14 protein-coding genes and 1 pseudogene are annotated in these 18,292 nt (G+C 53.4%); 7 read left to right on the forward strand and 8 right to left on the reverse strand.

What is annotated here, in order from left to right:
- Positions 1–91: 91 nt before the first annotated feature.
- The 5 genes from rhaB (at position 92) to rhaM (ending at position 5,255) form a co-directional block, all read left to right on the forward strand.
- Entirely contained in the window at positions 92–1,561 is a 1,470-nt protein-coding gene (gene rhaB / locus WES_RS00865) for a rhamnulokinase (RefSeq protein WP_016158835.1), read from the forward strand.
- The gene (gene rhaA / locus WES_RS00860; RefSeq protein ID WP_016158836.1) at positions 1,558–2,817 is read left to right on the forward strand and encodes an L-rhamnose isomerase; all 1,260 of its coding nucleotides are present in this window, start codon (positions 1,558–1,560) and stop codon (positions 2,815–2,817) included. The genes rhaB and rhaA overlap by 4 nt, the downstream gene beginning before the upstream one ends.
- Positions 2,818–2,899: 82 nt before the next feature.
- Positions 2,900–3,724 carry a rhamnulose-1-phosphate aldolase gene (gene rhaD, locus WES_RS00855; RefSeq protein WP_016158837.1) on the forward strand — a complete coding sequence of 275 codons (825 nt, stop codon included), beginning with the start codon at positions 2,900–2,902 and terminating at the stop codon, positions 3,722–3,724.
- A gap of 71 nt (positions 3,725–3,795) precedes the next feature.
- Positions 3,796–4,944, forward strand: coding sequence for a lactaldehyde reductase (fucO, locus tag WES_RS00850; protein ID WP_016158838.1), 1,149 nt, complete (start codon positions 3,796–3,798; stop codon positions 4,942–4,944).
- Positions 4,941–5,255: an L-rhamnose mutarotase gene (rhaM, locus tag WES_RS00845; protein ID WP_016158839.1), complete on the forward strand. Its 315-nt coding sequence runs from the start codon at positions 4,941–4,943 to the stop codon at positions 5,253–5,255. The genes fucO and rhaM overlap by 4 nt, the downstream gene beginning before the upstream one ends.
- A gap of 94 nt (positions 5,256–5,349) precedes the next feature.
- On the opposite strand, the pseudogene WES_RS24220 reads toward rhaM, so the two are convergent.
- From WES_RS24220 to WES_RS00835, 3 genes and pseudogenes are all read right to left on the reverse strand, one after another.
- Positions 5,350–5,463: pseudogene (locus WES_RS24220) on the reverse strand (MipA/OmpV family protein); the annotation flags it as partial.
- Positions 5,464–5,469: 6 nt separating this feature from the next.
- Complete coding sequence (locus tag WES_RS00840; protein WP_016158840.1) at positions 5,470–5,880, reverse strand: type II toxin-antitoxin system HicB family antitoxin; 411 nt, start codon at positions 5,878–5,880, stop codon at positions 5,470–5,472.
- Positions 5,881–5,896: 16 nt separating this feature from the next.
- Positions 5,897–6,082 carry a type II toxin-antitoxin system HicA family toxin gene (locus WES_RS00835; RefSeq protein WP_000833473.1) on the reverse strand — a complete coding sequence of 62 codons (186 nt, stop codon included), beginning with the start codon at positions 6,080–6,082 and terminating at the stop codon, positions 5,897–5,899.
- Between the two features lie 481 nt (positions 6,083–6,563).
- On the opposite strand from WES_RS00835, the gene WES_RS00830 reads away from it, so the two are divergent.
- On the forward strand, positions 6,564–7,643 hold the full coding sequence (locus WES_RS00830) for a type I restriction endonuclease (RefSeq protein ID WP_016158841.1): 1,080 nt from the start codon (positions 6,564–6,566) through the stop codon (positions 7,641–7,643).
- A 40-nt stretch (positions 7,644–7,683) separates the two neighbouring features.
- Here the strand turns inward: WES_RS00830 and aldB are convergent, their stop codons facing one another.
- From aldB to WES_RS00805, 5 genes are all read right to left on the reverse strand, one after another.
- Positions 7,684–9,222, reverse strand: coding sequence for an aldehyde dehydrogenase AldB (aldB, locus tag WES_RS00825; RefSeq protein WP_016158842.1), 1,539 nt, complete (start codon positions 9,220–9,222; stop codon positions 7,684–7,686).
- 164 nt (positions 9,223–9,386) lie between these two features.
- Positions 9,387–10,538 carry an L-threonine dehydrogenase gene (gene yiaY, locus WES_RS00820; RefSeq protein ID WP_000741515.1) on the reverse strand — a complete coding sequence of 384 codons (1,152 nt, stop codon included), beginning with the start codon at positions 10,536–10,538 and terminating at the stop codon, positions 9,387–9,389.
- Between the two features lie 188 nt (positions 10,539–10,726).
- Positions 10,727–12,571: a selenocysteine-specific translation elongation factor gene (gene selB / locus WES_RS00815; protein WP_016235262.1), complete on the reverse strand. Its 1,845-nt coding sequence runs from the start codon at positions 12,569–12,571 to the stop codon at positions 10,727–10,729.
- Positions 12,568–13,959, reverse strand: a complete 1,392-nt coding sequence (gene selA / locus WES_RS00810) for an L-seryl-tRNA(Sec) selenium transferase (protein ID WP_000206250.1) — start codon at positions 13,957–13,959, stop codon at positions 12,568–12,570. Before selA ends, selB begins: the two co-directional genes overlap by 4 nt.
- A 97-nt stretch (positions 13,960–14,056) precedes the next feature.
- Positions 14,057–14,665 carry a glutathione S-transferase gene (locus WES_RS00805; RefSeq protein ID WP_016158845.1) on the reverse strand — a complete coding sequence of 203 codons (609 nt, stop codon included), beginning with the start codon at positions 14,663–14,665 and terminating at the stop codon, positions 14,057–14,059.
- 228 nt (positions 14,666–14,893) lie between these two features.
- Between WES_RS00805 and WES_RS00800 the strand changes: the two genes are divergently transcribed.
- Positions 14,894–18,292, forward strand: a 3,399-nt coding sequence (locus WES_RS00800; protein ID WP_016235263.1) for an RHS element core protein, incomplete at its 3' end; no start/stop codon positions are given.

The following is an 18,292-nucleotide window of genomic DNA, read 5'->3' on the forward strand; positions in this document are numbered from 1 at the left end:
GCCAGCGGTCTATTTTCCTGTCAGTAACGAGAAGGTAGCGAAGTCGGGCGCTTCTTAGACTGGGCGTAATGAAACTTAGAAGGATCTCATTATGACCTTTCGCTACTGCGTCGCTGTTGATCTCGGCGCATCCAGTGGGCGCGTAATGCTGGCGCGTTACCACCGTGAATGTCGCAGCCTGACGCTGCGTGAAATCCATCGTTTTACTAATGGGCTGTATTACCAGAGCGGTTATGCCACCTGGGATGTCGATAGTCTGGAAAACGCCATTCGCCTTGGGTTAAACAAGGTGTGCGAGGAAGGGATTCGTATCGATAGCATCGGCATTGATACCTGGGGCGTAGACTATGTGCTGCTGGATCAACACGGTCAGCGCGTCGGTTTACCGATTGCCTATCGTGATAGCCGCACTAACGGACTGATGACATTGGCACAGCAGCAAATTGGCAAACGCGACATTTATCAGCGTAGCGGCATCCAGTTTCTGCCCTTCAATACGATCTATCAGCTACGTGCGCTGACGGCGCAACAACCTGAACTTATTCCACAAATCGCTCACGCTCTGCTGATGCCGGATTACTTCAGTTATCGCCTGACCGGCAAGATGAACTGGGAGTACACCAACGCCACAACCACGCAACTGGTCAATATCAATAGCGACGACTGGGACGAGTCCCTGCTGGCGTGGAGCGGTGCCAACAAAGCCTGGTTTGGTCGCCCGACGCATCCGGGTAATGTCATAGGTCACTGGATTTGCCCGCAGGGTAATGAAATTCCGGTGGTCGCCGTTGCCAGCCATGATACCGCCAGCGCGGTTATCGCCTCGCCGTTAAACGGTTCCCGCGCCGCTTATCTCTCCTCCGGCACCTGGTCATTGATGGGCTTCGAAAGCCAGACGCCATTCACCGATGATGCGGCGCTGGCAGCCAACATCACCAATGAAGGCGGTGCGGAAGGTCGCTATCGGGTGCTGAAAAATATCATGGGTTTATGGCTGCTCCAGCGGGTACTTCAGGAGCGACAAATCAACGATCTCCCGACGCTTATCGCCGCGACACTGGCACTCCCGGCTTGCCGCTTCATCATCAATCCAAATGACGATCGCTTTATTAATCCTGACGAGATGTGCAGCGAAATTCAGGCTGCGTGTCGGGAAACGGCGCAACCGATCCCGGAAAGTGATGCTGAACTGGCGCGCTGTATTTTCGACAGTCTGGCGCTGCTGTATGCCGACGTACTGCACGAACTGGCGCAGCTACGCGGTGAAGATTTCTCGCAACTGCATATTGTCGGCGGCGGCAGCCAGAACGCGCTGCTCAACCAGTTGTGTGCCGATGCCTGCGGTATTCGGGTGATCGCCGGGCCAGTTGAAGCCTCAACACTCGGCAATATCGGCATCCAGTTAATGACGCTGGATGAACTCAACAATGTGGATGATTTCCGTCAGGTCGTAGGCGCCACCGCGAATCTGACCACCTTTACCCCTAATCCTGACAGTGAAATTGCCCACTATGTGGCGCGGATTCACTCTACACGACAGACAAAGGAGCTTTGCGCATGACCACACAACTGGAACAGGCCTGGGAACTGGCGAAACAGCGTTTCGCGGCGGTAGGGATTGATGTCGAGGAGGCGCTGCGCCAACTTGATCGCTTACCCGTTTCAATGCACTGCTGGCAGGGCGATGATGTTTCTGGTTTTGAAAACCCGGAAGGTTCGTTGACTGGTGGGATTCAGGCCACAGGTAATTATCCGGGCAAAGCGCGCAATGCCGAAGAGCTACGTGCCGATCTGGAACAGGCTATGCGGCTGATTCCGGGGCCGAAACGGCTTAATTTACATGCGATTTATCTGGAATCAGACACGCCCGTCTCGCGCGACCAAATCAAACCAGAGCACTTCAAAAACTGGGTTGAATGGGCAAAAGCCAATCACCTCGGTCTGGACTTTAACCCCTCCTGTTTTTCGCATCCGCTAAGTGCCGATGGCTTTACGCTCTCCCATGCCGACGACCGCATTCGCCAGTTCTGGATTGACCACTGCAAGGCCAGCCGTCGCGTTTCGGCCTATTTTGGCGAGCAACTCGGCACACCGTCGGTGATGAACATCTGGATCCCGGATGGCATGAAAGATATCACCGTTGACCGTCTCGCCCCGCGTCAGCGTTTGCTGGCAGCTCTGGATGAGGTAATCAGCGAAAAGCTGAACCCGGCACACCATATCGACGCGGTAGAGAGCAAATTGTTTGGTATTGGCGCGGAGAGCTACACGGTTGGCTCCAATGAGTTTTACATGGGGTATGCCACCAGCCGCCAGACCGCTTTGTGTCTGGACGCCGGACATTTCCACCCGACTGAAGTGATTTCCGACAAGATTTCCGCCGCCATGCTGTATGTGCCGCAGTTGCTGCTGCACGTCAGCCGCCCGGTTCGCTGGGACAGCGATCACGTGGTGCTGCTGGATGATGAAACCCAGGCAATTGCCAGTGAGATTGTCCGTCACGATCTGTTCGACCGGGTACACATTGGTCTCGACTTCTTCGATGCCTCCATCAACCGCATTGCCGCGTGGGTCATTGGTACGCGCAATATGAAAAAAGCCCTGCTACGTGCGTTGTTAGAACCGACAGCCGAACTGCGCAAGCTGGAAGCGGCAGGGGATTACACCGCACGACTGGCGCTGCTGGAAGAGCAGAAATCGTTGCCGTGGCAGGCGGTGTGGGAAATGTATTGCCAGCGTCACGATACGCCAGCGGGTAGCGAATGGCTGGAAAGCGTGCGGGCTTATGAGAATAAGATTTTGCGTCAGCGTGGGTAAACACCGCCGGATGCGGCGCGAACGCCTTATCCGCCCTACGGATCGTGCATCCGACAACACTGAATTTACAGGAACACAGAACATGCAAAACATTACCCAGTCCTGGTTTGTCCAGGGAATGATCAAAGCCACCACCGACGCCTGGCTGAAAGGCTGGGACGAGCGCAACGGCGGTAACCTGACGCTGCGCCTGGATGACGCTGACATCGCGCCGTATAACGACAATTTCCACCCACAACCGCGCTATATTCCGCTCAGCCAGCCAATGCCTTTACTGGCAAACACACCGTTTATCGTCACCGGCTCCGGCAAATTCTTCCGCAACGTCCAGCTCGATCCCGCTGCAAATTTAGGCGTCGTGAAGGTCGACAGCGACGGTGCGGGCTACCATATTCTCTGGGGGCTAACCCACGAAGCCGTCCCAACCTCTGAACTTCCGGCGCACTTTCTCTCCCATTGCGAACGTATTAAAGCCACCAACGGTAAAGATCGGGTGATCATGCACTGCCATGCCACCAACCTGATCGCCCTCACCTATGTACTGGAAAACGACACGGCGGTCTTCACTCGCCAACTGTGGGAAGGCAGCACCGAGTGCCTGGTGGTATTCCCGGATGGCGTTGGCATTTTGCCGTGGATGGTGCCCGGCACGGACGAAATCGGCCTGGCCACCGCGCAGGAAATGCAAAAACATTCACTGGTTCTCTGGCCTTTCCACGGCGTCTTCGGCAGTGGTCCGACGCTGGACGAAGCGTTTGGCCTGATCGATACCGCAGAAAAATCGGCGGAAGTGTTGGTGAAAGTGTATTCGATGGGCGGCATGAAACAGACCATCAGCCGTGAAGAGTTGATAGCCCTGGGCAAACGTTTCGGCGTCACCCCACTGGCAAACGCACTGGCGCTTTAACACCCCGTTTCGCATCTGGCGGCGCGGGTTATGCCGCCGGACAGAAGGATTTGATCTTAAGGAGAATAATCATGAGTTTTATGTTGGCATTACCGAAAATCAGCCTGCATGGCGCTGGGGCAATTGGCGATATGGTAAACCTGGTTGCGAATAAGCAGTGGGGAAAAGCACTGATCGTTACCGATGGGCAACTGGTTAAGTTGGGATTGCTGGACAGTCTGTTCACCGCGCTGGATCAACACGAAATGTCTTACCACCTATTCGATGAGGTCTTTCCAAACCCCACCGAAGAACTGGTGCAAAAAGGCTACGCTGCATTTCAGGACGCCGCATGTAACTACATTATTGCTTTCGGTGGCGGTAGCCCAATTGATACCGCAAAAGCCGTGAAAATCCTTACCGCTAATCCAGGCCCTTCTACTGCTTACTCTGGCATTGGCAAAGTAAAAAACCCAGGCGTGCCGCTGGTGGCGATCAACACGACTGCCGGAACCGCCGCTGAGATGACCAGCAATGCGGTGATCATCGACACTGCGCGGCAAGTGAAAGAAGTCATCATCGATTCGAATATTATTCCTGATATCGCCGTGGATGATGCCAGTGTAATGCTGGAGATCCCTGCCTCCGTTACCGCTGCCACTGGTATGGACGCACTAACCCATGCCATAGAAGCCTATGTTTCCGTTGGCGCCCATCCGCTAACTGATGCCAACGCGCTGGAGGCTATCCGCTTGATTTCGCTGTGGCTGCCGAAAGCGGTAGAAGATGGTCATAATCTGGAAGCTCGCGAACAGATGGCTTTCGGGCAATATCTGGCGGGTATGGCTTTTAACAGCGCGGGACTGGGGCTGGTTCACGCACTGGCGCATCAGCCCGGTGCTACCCACAACCTGCCACACGGGGTGTGTAATGCCATCTTGTTGCCAGTAATCGAAAACTTTAACCGCCCGAATGCCATCGCACGCTTTGCCCGTATCGCCCAGGCGATGGGGGTCGATACGCGCGGGATGAGTGATGAAGCGGCAAGTCTGGAAGCAATTAATGCCATTCGAGCCTTGAGCCATCGCGTAGGCATACCTGCGGGATTTAGTCAGCTTGGCATCAGTAAAGAGGATATCGAAGGCTGGTTAGATAAAGCCCTGGCCGACCCATGCGCACCATGTAACCCACGTACCGCAAGTCGCGACGAAGTGCGTGAGCTTTATCTGGAGGCGTTATGATCCGCAAATCGTTTGTTATGCAGGTAAACCCCGGCGCCCATGAAGAGTATCAGCGTCGGCACAACCCGATCTGGCCGGAACTGGAAGCGGTATTGAAATCTCACGGTGCGCATAACTACGCCATCTATCTCGATAAAGCGCGAAATTTGCTGTTTGCCACAGTAGAAATTGAATCTGAAGAACGCTGGAATGCGGTTGCCAGCACTGACGTTTGCCAACGTTGGTGGAAATATATGACCGACGTTATGCCCGCTAATCAGGATAACAGCCCGGTCAGCAGCGAGCTACAAGAAGTGTTTTACCTGCCGTAATCCACTGCGGTGTCGGATACCCCTCCGACACCGCAATGACAGCTGATTAATATAGATTTTGCTAACGCAATTTATCCAACATCGCCCTGGTCAATTAATAATGCCAGTTCATACCAGTGACAAACGTAAAACTCTCATTACGATCGAACATTGGGCTGCCGGTAATCTCGTCCGGCAGCCCGCTGTATCCGGCGCTCGCCATCAATACGCGAGATTAAACGCCTGACAGCACACGGCGGGCAGCTTCTGCCAGAAACGCACTTCTGTTAGCATAGTCTGGGTTATTGCGCACGTAGGTATCAATCTTGTTCAGTAACCTTTTCGGCATAGTGATATTAATGCGTTCAGCCCGACCTTCGAACTGGTTCATATTGATATCCACCAGCAGCCATTGCCCGCCAATAAAGTCCTGCGCCCGCTGAGCCAGATGTTTTTCCACAGAGCCAGGAAGTGGCAACTCTTCATTCATTTCGCACAAGGTTTCAAAGTGCGCAGTCAATGCGCTTCGCGCATCCTGGAATGCGTCATCAAGTGTATCACCAGCAAAATAACAGCCTGGAACATCAGGGAAAAAGCCGCTGGCGCTGCCGTCGGGATCGCTATGGATATAGGCGGGATAAAACATATTGCCTCCTGAAATTTTAAAACGTTAAACCAGCCTGACGCCCAATTTGTGCCAGCGTACCGGGCTTAATATCTTTTTTAGGATGCGGAACCGTCACCAGACCCGGATGAACAGGGTGGCGGAACTGATGATGACTACCACGGGTGCGAATATGCTCCCAGCCATGCTGTTTCAGAATGGCAATCACGTCTGCACTTTTCACATCCCTGTCCTTCCATGATTATACACACGACACACATACAATTAGCGATAGCAATCACGATAGCGCGTTTTATATAGGCCGTCAGGTGGATAAAGTTGACTCAGGAATGTCGCTCGGAAGAAGAATAACGGTGTGCAGTAATTTGTAGAAAAGATGCGAGGAGGCTCGCAATTTACATATAACTCATAGTATTAGGTGTTAAAAAACCTTGTATTAGATTATCCATGCGATATCGAAGCTAGTCTTGCTATAGATCCAGCTCGTATTCATAGAACATTTAAAGCAACTAATAAAAAATAACATACATTGTTTTATTTTCTTGATAAATATCAAGCTTGTTTCACCATTGCATTTACAATATGCACACATCATTTTTTGTGTGTTATACATTAACTATGACCAATAGCAAAACGTTAACATATAAATATTTCCTATATTTTTTATAAAACGTATTTTTATTAATTATATAAAAGGAGTTATTATGTCTATGGAATTTATAGATAAACTGAATTCATTATCCTCAAAAATAAAACAACAAGCCGGAGTCATTGAAACGGAGGAAGCCACCAAAAATGCTTTCGTAATGCCTTTTATTAACAATGTGTTAGGTTATGATGTTTTTGATCCTACTGAAGTTATCCCAGAGTTTGTATGCGATATTGGAACGAAGAAAGGTGAAAAGATTGACTATGCGATCTTAAAAAATGGTGAGGTTCAAATTCTCATTGAATGCAAAAAAATTGGCGATCCTCTAAATATAAATCATGCTTCACAGCTTTTTCGTTACTTTCATGTAACAAATGCAAGAATATCTATTCTAACCAATGGACAAGTTTATAAATTTTTTACTGACTTAGAAGCTCCTAATAAAATGGATGAAAAACCATTTCTTGAGATAGATCTACTGGACTTAGATGAAACAGTTGTTCCCGAGATAAAGAAGCTTACTAAATCAGCATTTGATTTGGAATCAATAATTAATGCTGCAGGTGAATTAAAATATGTTAGTTTAATTAAAAAAGTTCTCCATGTACAAATGAACAATCCTGAAGAGGATTTTGTAAAGTTCTTCGCAGCAAGAATCTATGAAGGTATGTTAACACAAAAAGTAAAAGATACATTTGCCAAATTGACAAAGAAAGCTGCCAGTCAATATATTAACGCTCAAATAAACGAAAGATTGAAATCAGCAATAGGTGGTGGCTCATTATCTATAATTAATTCGTCATCACAAAATGAAGAAGTAGAAAGTATTAATAAAGAAGAAACCGACATTGCCACTACCATGGAAGAACTTGAAGGATTTCATATTGTTAAAGCTATAGTTCGCGTAGTACTTGATGCTCCAAGAATAGTTCACAGAGATACAAAAAGCTATTTTGGTATACTTGTAGATGACAATAATAGAAAACCACTCTGCAGATTGCATTTCAATCGAAACCAAAAGTATATTGGCCTATTTGACTTAGAGAAAAACGAAACCCGCCATCCTATTGAATCTCTCGATGATATTTATTCTTTTAGCGATGAGTTAAAAGCAACTGCCGCTTTATACAACTAAAAAATAAGCAGGCAACAATTAATGTTGCCTGCCTAAAATATCAGAACAGCCCCAACGGTTTATCCGAGTAACTCACCAGCAGGCACTTGGTTTGCTGGTAATGCTCAAGCATCATTTTGTGGGTTTCGCGGCCAATGCCTGATTGTTTGTAGCCGCCAAACGCTGCGTGTGCCGGGTAAGCGTGATAACAGTTGGTCCATACGCGCCCTGCCTGAATGCCACGCCCCATCTTATAGGCCAGATTACCGTTGCGGCTCCAGACACCCGCGCCCAGGCCATATTGCGTGTCGTTCGCCAGCTCCAGCGCCTCGTCCATCGTTTTGAAGGTGGTTACCGCCAGCACCGGGCCAAAAATCTCCTCCTGGAACACACGCATATTGTTCTGACCAAACAGAATCGTCGGTTCGAGGTAATAACCGTCTTTCAGTTCCCCTTCCAGCAGCTTACGCCGCCCGCCGGTGAGTACGTCTGCGCCCTCTTTTTTACCGATATCAATGTAATTGAGGATGGTTTCCAGTTGCCCGTGAGAAACCTGCGCACCCATTTGCGTCACGCTGTCGAGCGGGTTACCGCTACGAATGCTTTCAACTCGGCGGATAGCACGTTCCATAAAGCGTTCGTAGATAGACTCCTGCACTAAAGCACGGCTCGGACAGGTACAGACTTCGCCCTGGTTGAAGGCGAACAATGCAAAGCCCTCCAGCGCCTTATCGAAGAAAGCATCTTCTTCATCCATCACATCAGCAAAGAAGATATTTGGCGACTTACCGCCCAACTCCAGCGTCACCGGAATAATGTTCTGCGTGGCGTACTGCATAATCTGCTGGCCGACTTCCGTTGAGCCGGTAAACGCCACTTTGGCGATGCGTTTTGAGGTCGCCAGATATTCACCGATTTCGCCGCCCGCGCCGTTGACCACGTTCACCACACCTGGCGGCAGTAAATCACCGACGATTTCCATTAGCAGCAGTACTGAAAGCGGGGTAAGTCGTGCGGGTTTTAGCACCACGCAGTTGCCCGCCGCCAGCGCGGGAGCCATTTTCCAGCTCGCCATCAACAACGGGAAGTTCCACGGGATAATCTGCCCCACCACGCCTAACGGTTCGTGGAAGTGATAAGCCACAGTTTCGCTATCGACTTCACTGATCCCACCTTCCTGCGCCCGAATACACGAGGCGAAATAGCGGAAATGGTCAATCGCCAGCGGCACATCGGCAGCACTGGTTTCGCGGATGGGCTTGCCGTTATCCCAGGTTTCTGCCGTCGCTAACAGTTCTAGGTTTTGTTCCATTCGATCCGCAATCTTAAACAGAATCGCCGCGCGATCCTGCACCGAGGTATGCGCCCATTTGTCTTTCACTTTATGCGCGGCATCCAGCGCCAGATCGATGTCGCGTTTGTCCGAAGACGCCACTTCGCACAGTAGCTGCCCGGTCACCGGCGTCAGGTTCTGGTAATACTCGCCGTCGGCGGGTGCTACCCATTCGCCGCCGATAAAGTTGTCATAGCGAGCTTTTAACTTGAGGGGGAAACCATACTCGCCGGGCTTAATCTGTGCTGAAGGGGGATTGTTGGTCATGGTAGTCTCCTTGCGGTGTGAGGTATAACAAGGGTAGACGTGACTGGCGAAATCTTCGCCAGCCGGTGACAGCTTTACGACAGCAATCACGAATTTACGGGCAAGGATTACAGAGATAGTTGAAAAAGCGGCTGACAATTTGCCAGCCGTTGTGGGAATGATGATTACATCGCAGCGCGATAAATCGCCACAATTTCTTCGTGAGTTGCCTGAATCGGGTTAGTAAATCCGCAGGCATCTTTCAGAGCATTGGTCGCCAGTACCGCGAAATCTTCTTCTTTCACGTTCAGATCGCGCAGACCTGCCGGAATATCGACTTTTTTCGCCAGTTCACGGATAGCGTTAATGCAGGCTTCTGCACCTTCCGCGTCGTTTTTACCTGTCACGTTCACACCCATTGCAGCAGCGCAGTCACGCAGACGTGCAGCGGCTACTTTGCTGTTGAATACCTGAACGTGCGGCAGCAGAACGGCGTTACATACACCGTGCGGCAGATTGTAGAAACCGCCTAACTGGTGCGCCATCGCATGAACATAACCCAAAGACGCATTGTTGAACGCCATACCGGCGAGGAACTGGGCATAAGCCATCGCTTCACGCGCTTTCGCATTGCTGCCATCTTCTACGGCTAACGGCAGGTTTTCGGCAATCATGGTCACGGCTTTCAGTGCGCAAGCGTCGGTGATCGGCGTGGCGGCAATAGACACATACGCTTCGATAGCGTGTGTTAAGGCATCCATACCCGTTGCGGCGGTCAGTGACTTCGGCATACCGATCATCAGAGAGGAGTCATTGACAGAAAGCAGCGGAGTCACGTGTTTATCCACAATTGCCATTTTGATGTGGCGCGCTTCGTCAGTGATAATGCAGAAACGGGTCATTTCAGACGCAGTACCCGCCGTGGTATTGATAGCGATCATCGGCAACTGCGGTTTTGCAGAGCGGTCAACGCCTTCGTAATCGCGAATATCACCGCCGTTGGCAGCCACCAGCGCAATGCCTTTCGCACAGTCGTGCGGAGAACCACCACCTAAGGAAATTACGCTATCGCAATTATTTTCTTTCAGCAGTTTGAGGCCTGCGGCGACGTTTTCCGTAGTTGGGTTAGGCTGGGTGCCATCATAAATAACGCTAAAAATATTGCGTTCTTCCAGTGCTTTTTGCACATCGCCCGCCATACCTAATTTCGTTAAAATATTGTCAGTGACAATTAAGGTACGGGTAAATCCATAATCTGCCATCATATTCATTGCATCAGTCAATGAATCAGCGCCGATGACATTCACAGAAGGAATAAAGAACGTTGAAGCTGCCATAACACACTCCTGGAAGAGTAAAAAGGGCTGGCAGATTACAAAGTATTTTCATTCGGAAATATGATCGACATTACCGTTTATTAAAATATTTTTAATAAAAAGCACGTTACATTCATCAAATAACGTGCTTCCTTAATATTAATAAGAATTTTGTATTAATTCATATTTATTATGAATTAATCATTTCCTTATCTTTCGGGAAATAATAATGCATCGCGCAATAAATGATCATTTCCACGACGCCGCGTAAAGCCAATGCGGTCAAAATATTCCAGAATTTGAATTGCCAGCTTTCGGCCTACACCTAAGCGATCGCGGAAATCCGCCGCGCAGGTTGAACCACATTCCTGATCGAGATCGCGGATCATATTGGCAAATTCGACAATCCGATCATTACGGTAATAACGATCTTTGACGATCGCCGTAATTATCCCCTGCTGCGCCGCCTGGCGTAGCGTCAGGCGCATTGCCTGCTCGTCGGTTCCCGTCTCTTTTGCCAGGTCACGCACCCACCACGGCTCGTCGCCAAATAGCGGCTCTGCTTTTTGCCAGATGGCCTGCTGCTCTTCGCTGAAGCCCGCTTTGTGATCTGGCAGATGCAGCCAGCCGTGGTGGCTGTGGATATCGCCGCTTTCGCGCATCTTTTCAATCAGCAACAGAACCAGAGCTTCATCTTCCATCGGCAACGCCATGCGCCGCAGGCGCTCGCGCCCCGGTCCAGGTTCATCGCGATGTTGCTCATGATAAGCCGCTAATGTGTCGAGGATTTTTCGCTGCCAGCGGGCGGCAACCGGCGCATTCAACAAGCTATAACCAGCCTGAATATAGCCTGGCTGTTGCAGCAGTTCGCGCATCCCTTCGCCGTTGAGCTGTCTCGCCCAGGCGAAATCGGCAAGATTCACCGCTCCGCGTTCCAGATGAACGGTCAGTGCGTCGGCATCGCTTTGTGTACGTGCCAGTGAAGCCAGCCATTGCAGATATTCCGGCTTACGTTTACCGCGACGTGGCGGGTTGAGCATCACCACGCGCGCCCCCGCCAGCGTGTTGCGAGCCGAGATATCGCGCAGCACTAAGCGATCGTTATCCGCCAGCCACAGCGGCGTGTCGAACACCAGCTCGGCAAGGTTATCTTCGAGCAGCGAAACGCGCCCCGTAACGTGGCTGGCAGCGTGGTGAATATGTAGCGGCTGCCACTGGGTCAACGGTACGTGAGTTTGTAGCTCGACAATTACCCGCGTGAACGGCTCTGGCGGCGCATCGGCAAGCAGCCAGTCGCCACGGTTAATCTGTTCTTTTTCCGCATCACCGGCGATATTAAGCGCAATACGTTGCCCGGCATGGGCGGTTTCTGTTGGCTGATTTTGCGCATGGAGCGTACGCACGCGCATCGGCTTATTTACACCTGTCAGCCATAGTGAATCACCAACCTTCACTTCCCCGCTTAACGCCGTACCAGTGACCACCAGCCCGGCACCTTTTACGGTAAAAGCGCGGTCGATAGCGAGGCGGAAACTATGTTGGCTGGCGTGTTCACGTTCAGGCAACTGAAGCAGATGTTCGCGCAGGGCATCAATTCCCCGACCTTCGGTTGCTGCGGTGACAAACAGTTTTGCTTCAGCAAAACCGTATTCCCGCAGCACCTGCTTTACCTGGCTTTCAACCTCATCAACACGCGCTTCGTCCACGCGATCGGCTTTGGTCAGTGCCACTGTCAGCATCGGGTTACCGGTAAGTTGCAAAATCGCCAGATGCTCACGGGTCTGCGCCATCACACCGTCATCGCAAGCCACCACCAGCAGCGCATGATCGATACCACCCACACCCGCCAGCATGTTGGAAAGAAACTTTTCATGACCGGGAACGTCGATAAAACCAGGCACGCGACCATCCGGCTGCGGCCAGTAGGCATAGCCGAGATCGATGGTCATACCGCGCTTTTTTTCTTCCGGCAGACGGTCGGCATTTACGCCAGTAATCGCCTGCAATAAGGTTGTTTTGCCGTGGTCAACGTGTCCGGCAGTCGCAATAATCATTTCAACAACATCTCCATAAACCGTTGCTCATCTTCAAGGCAGCGTAAATCCAGCCACAATCGTCCGTCGTAGATACGTCCAATCACCGGCACCGGCAATTCACGCCAGCGGGCGGCTAATGCTTCAAGGTGGCTACCGCGTCCGTCATGGGGTGTAAACGTTAATGCCGCGCTCGGCAGGCGATCAACCGGCAGCGAACCACTGCCAATCTGCGAAAGACACGGCATAACCTGTACCGCAAACTCCGCACCGTAATGTGCGGCAAGGGGAGCCTGTAAACGTTGCGCCTGGATTTGAATAACCTCTGCACTGCGAGTAAGCAGACGCAGGGTCGGTAATTTTTCGCTCAGTGCTTCGGGGTGCAGATAGAGACGCAGCGTCGCTTCCAGCGCCGCGAGGGTCATTTTATCCGCGCGTAATGCACGTTTCAGCGGATGGCTTTGCAGGCGGGAAATCATCTCTTTCTTACCAACGATGATCCCTGCCTGCGGCCCGCCTAACAACTTGTCGCCGGAGAAGCTCACCAGACTGACGCCCGCCGCAATCAACTCCTGCGGCATCGGCTCTTTCGGCAAACCGTACTGGCTAAGATCGACCAGCGAACCACTGCCTAAATCAGTCACCACGGGAACATCCAGCTCTTTGCCGAGCGCCACCAGTTCCGCTTCGTCTATCGCTTTGGTGAATCCCTGAATGCTGTAGTTACTGGTATGTACTTTCATCAACAGCGCGGTATTTTCATTTACTGCCTGACGATAATCACTGGCGTGGGTACGGTTGGTCGTCCCCACTTCGTGCAGGGTGCAGCCTGCCTGACGCATTACGTCAGGAATACGAAACGCGCCGCCAATCTCCACCAGTTCGCCACGAGACACCACCACCTCTTTACCGCTGGCAGTGGCTGCCAACATCAGCAGCACCGCCGCCGCATTGTTATTGACGATACAGGCATCTTCTGCGCCGGTAATGCGGCACAGCAGTTGCGCCAGCGCGCGATCGCGATGCCCGCGTCCGGCGTCGTCCAGATCGTACTCCAGCGTCACCGGCGAACGCATAGCCTGCGCAACGGCTTCCACCGCTGCTTCCGCCTGTAAAGCTCGCCCAAGGTTGGTATGCAGCACGGTTCCCGTCAGGTTGATCACCGGACGCAGCGCGCTCTGCGCCTCTTTCGTCAGCCGGGCATCGACTTCTTGCGCCCAGTTCTCACACCACGCGGGCAGCGTCTGGCTGTCACGAATCACTTCTCGCGCTTCATCAAGCATCTGACGCAGCAATTCCACCACGCGGGTGTGACCATAAGTATCACGCAAAGAAAGGAAGGAGCTATCGCGCAATAAGCGATCAATAGCCGGAAGTTGACTATAGAGGGAACGCGTTTCGGTTGTCATAGGAAACCTGGCTGATCAAGGCCCTCTCACACGGAGAAGGGCGTTTAACATAACCACGGATTGTAACGTGAGATGGGTCAGGAGGACATATCGCGCATCAAGCCTTTGGTGGTTCGGTGCGGGCAAAACTTTCGCGGCTAAACAGGTTTTCGACCAGTTTGACTAAGTGTGGGCGGTCGACACACCAGCCCGGCGCAACACGGCGGAAATTGAGATATCCAACGGCACAGGCAATGGCGATAGTCGCCAGATTGACCGTATCGACTTTGAGCGTGCCATCGACCAGATATCCTTCCAGCACATCCAGGCTACGGTTGATTTTCTCTCGCTGGCGTAACAATTCATCTTCAGACTGCTGCGCCGCAGGACGAGCCTGTTCGCGCACCGACACCAGCCCGGCATCCATAATGCCATCTGCCAGCGCCTCAATTTTACGCACTCGCAACGACTCCAGCGGATCGCGTGGCAACATCGCCGGAGCGACATTCATTAATTCAATATATTCGGCAATGATTGGCGAATCAAACCAGCATTCGCCCTCTTCGGTCACCAGCACCGGCACTTTCCCTAACGGGTTAAATTGCGCCACGCCGTTGTCCGCGTTATAGGGCAGTTCATTAATAAATTCGAAAGTTATGCCCTTTTCTAACAACAGAATAGAAAGTTTGCGTACAAACGGGCTGGTGTAGCTACCGATAAGTTTCATGCCATGTCCTTTGTGCGAGGAAAAATATCAGTATGGCCTGGCGATGGGAAAAAAGGCAGGGAATGTTGATATTTTGTTATTTTTAAGGAAAACGCATATTTATCATAGTGATATAAATATTTTCCTAATTGCTGTGATCTGACGGATATCTCACTTAAGGCTTTCTTATAAATCTGTAGGGTTTTGCCTGGAAGCAGACAACTAACCCGATAAAACAAGGATGAGCAGATGAGCGGAAAACCGGCGGCGCGTCAGGGCGACATAACGCAGTATGGCGGTGGCATTGTTCAGGGTTCAGCCGGGGTGCGCATCGGTGCCCCCACCGGTGTGGCCTGTTCGGTGTGCCCCGGCGGGGTGACGTCCGGTCATCCGGTCAATCCGCTGCTCGGTGCAAAAGTCCTTCCCGGCGAAACCGACCTTGCCCTGCCCGGCCCGCTGCCGTTCATTCTTTCCCGCACCTACAGCAGTTACCGGACAAAAACGCCCGCACCGGTGGGGATTCTCGGCCCCGGCTGGAAAATGCCTGCGGATATCCGCTTACAGCTGCGCGATAACACACTGATACTCAGTGATAACGGCGGCAGGAGCCTTTATTTTGAGCCGCTGTTCCCCGGTGAGGATGGTTACAGCCGCAGCGAGTCACTCTGGCTGGTGCGCGGCGGCGTCCTGAGACTGGATGAAGGTCACCGGCTGGCCGCACTCTGGCAGGCGCTGCCGGAAGAGCTTCGCCTGAGTCCGCACAGTTATCTGGCGACGAACAGCCCGCAGGGGCCGTGGTGGCTGCTCGGCTGGTGTGAACGGGTGCCGGAGGCGGATGAGGTGCTGCCCGCGCCGCTGCCGCCGTACCGGGTGCTGACCGGGATGGTGGACCGCTTCGGGCGTACACAGACGTTCCACCGCGAAGCCGCCGGTGAATTCAGCGGCGAAATCACCGGCGTGACCGATGGCGCAGGCCGTCACTTCCGGCTGGTACTGACCACGCAGGCGCAGCGGGCAGAAGAGGCCAGAAAGCAGTCTACTTCCGGCGGGACGGAACAGGCCGCTTTTCCTGACACCCTGCCGGGCTGCACCGAATATGGCCGGGATAACGGTATCCGCCTGTCCGCCGTGTGGCTGACGCACGACCCGGAATATCCGGAGAATTTACCTGCCGCACCGCTGGTGCGCTATGGCTGGACGCCGCGCGGCGAACTGGCGGCGGTGTATGACCGCAGCGGCACACAGGTGCGCAGCTTTACTTACGATGATAAATACCGGGGCCGGATGGTGGCGCACCGTCACGCAGGCCGACCGGAAATCCGTTACCGTTACGACAGCGACGGGCGGGTGACGGAGCAGCTTAACCCGGCGGGCTTAAGCTACACGTATCAGTATGAGAAAGACCGTATCACCGTCACCGACAGCCTGAACCGCCGTGAAGTCCTGCATACCGCAGGCGAAGTCGGTCTGAAGCGGGTGGTGAAAAAGGAGCTCGCTGACGGCAGCGTCACGCAGAGCCGGTTTGATGCGGTGGGCAGGCTTAAGGCACAGACGGATGCCGCAGGCCGGACGACAGAGTACAGCCCGGATGTGGTGACGGGGCTTGTCACAGACATCACCACGCCGGATGGCAGAGAATGGGTGTTTTACTATAACCACCACAACCAGTTAACGTCAGCCACCGGGCCTGACGGACTGGAAATGCGCCGCAAATATGATGAATACGGACGTCTGATTCAGGAAACAGCCCCTGACGGCGATATCACCCGCCACCGTTATGATAATCCACACAGTGACTTACCCTGCGCAACGGAAGATGCCACCGGCAGCCGGAAAACCATGACGTGGAGCCGTTACGGTCAGTTGCTGACCGTCACCGACTGTTCCGGTTATGTAACCCGTTATGACCATGACCGCTTCGGGCAGGTGACGGCGGTGCACCGCGAGGAAGGCCTGAGCCAGTACCGCGCATACGACAGCCGTGGACAGTTAATTGCGGTGAAAGACACGCTGGGCCATGAAACGCGGTATGAATACAACACCGCCGGTGACCTGACCGCCGTCATCGCCCCGGACGGCAGCAGAAACGAGACACAGTACGATGCGTGGGGAAAGGCCGTCCGCACCACGCAGGGCGGGCTGACGCGCAGTATGGAATACGATGCTGCCGGACGGGTCATCCGCCTGACCAGTGAAAACGGCAGCCACACCACCTTCAGTTACGATGTCCGCGACCGGCTGATACAGGAAACCGGCTTTGACGGCCGGACACAGCGTTATCACCACGACCTGACCGGTAAACTTATCCGCAGCGAGGACGAGGAGCTGGTCACCCTCCGGCACTACGATGATGCTGACCGCCTCACGCAGCGAACGGTGAATGGTGAAACCGCAGAGCAGTGGCAGTATGACGAACGCGGCTGGCTGACAGACATCAGCCATATCAGCGAAGGGCACCGGGTGGCGGTGCATTACGGGTATGATGAGAAAGGCCGCCTGACCGGTGAGCGCCAGACGGTGCATCACCCGCAGACGAATGAACTGCTCTGGCAGCATGAGACCGGACATGCGTACAACGCGCAGGGGCTGGCAAACCGCTGTATACCGGACAGCCTGCCCGCCGTGGAATGGCTGACCTACGGCAGCGGCTGGCTGGCAGGCATGAAACTCGGCGACACACCGCTGGTGGATTTCACCCGCGACCGCCTGCACCGGGAAACGCTGCGCACCTTCGGCCGTTATGAACTCACCACCGCTTACACCCTCACCGGGCAGCTACAGAGCCAGCACCTGAACAGCCTGCTGTCTGACCGCGATTACACCTGGAACGACAACGGCGAACTCATCCGCATCAGCAGCCCGCGCCAGACGCGGGGTTACAGCTACAGCGCCTCGGGCAGGCTGACCGGCGTCCACACCACGGCCTCGAATCTGGATATCCGCATCCCGTATGCCACGGACCCGGCAGGTAACCGCCTGCCCGACCCGGAGCTGCACCCGGACAGCACCCTCAGCATGTGGCCGGATAACCGTATCGCCCGTGACGCTCACTATCTTTACCGGTATGACCGTCACGGCAGGCTGACGGAGAAAACCGACCTCATCCCGGAAGGGGTTATCCGCACGGATGATGAGCGGACTCACCGGTACCATTACGACGGTCAGCACCGGCTGGTGCACTACACGCGGACACAATACGAAGAGCCGCTGGTCGAAAGCCGTTATCTTTACGACCCGCTGGGCTGCAGGGTGGCGAAACGGGTATGGCGGCGTGAACGGGACCTGACGGGCCGGATGTCGCTGTCACGGAAACCGGAAGTGACCTGGTACGGCTGGGACGGCGACCGGCTGACCACGATACAGAACGACAGGAGCCGCATCCAGACGGTATACCTGCCGGGAAGCTTCACGCCACTCATCAGAGTTGAAACTGCCACCGGTGAGCTGGCGAAAACGCAGCGCCGCAGCCTGGCGGACGCCCTTCAGCAGTCCGGCGGTGAAGACGGTGGCAATGTGGTGTTCCCGCCGGCGCTGGTGCAGATGCTCGACCGGCTGGAAAGTGAAATCCTTACTGACCGGGTGAGCGAGGAAAGCCGCCGCTGGCTGGCATCGTGCGGCCTGACCGTGGAGCAGATGCAAAACCAGATG

It is taken from the genome of Escherichia sp. KTE31, from assembly GCF_000407925.1.
GTDB lineage: Bacteria > Pseudomonadota > Gammaproteobacteria > Enterobacterales > Enterobacteriaceae > Escherichia > Escherichia ruysiae.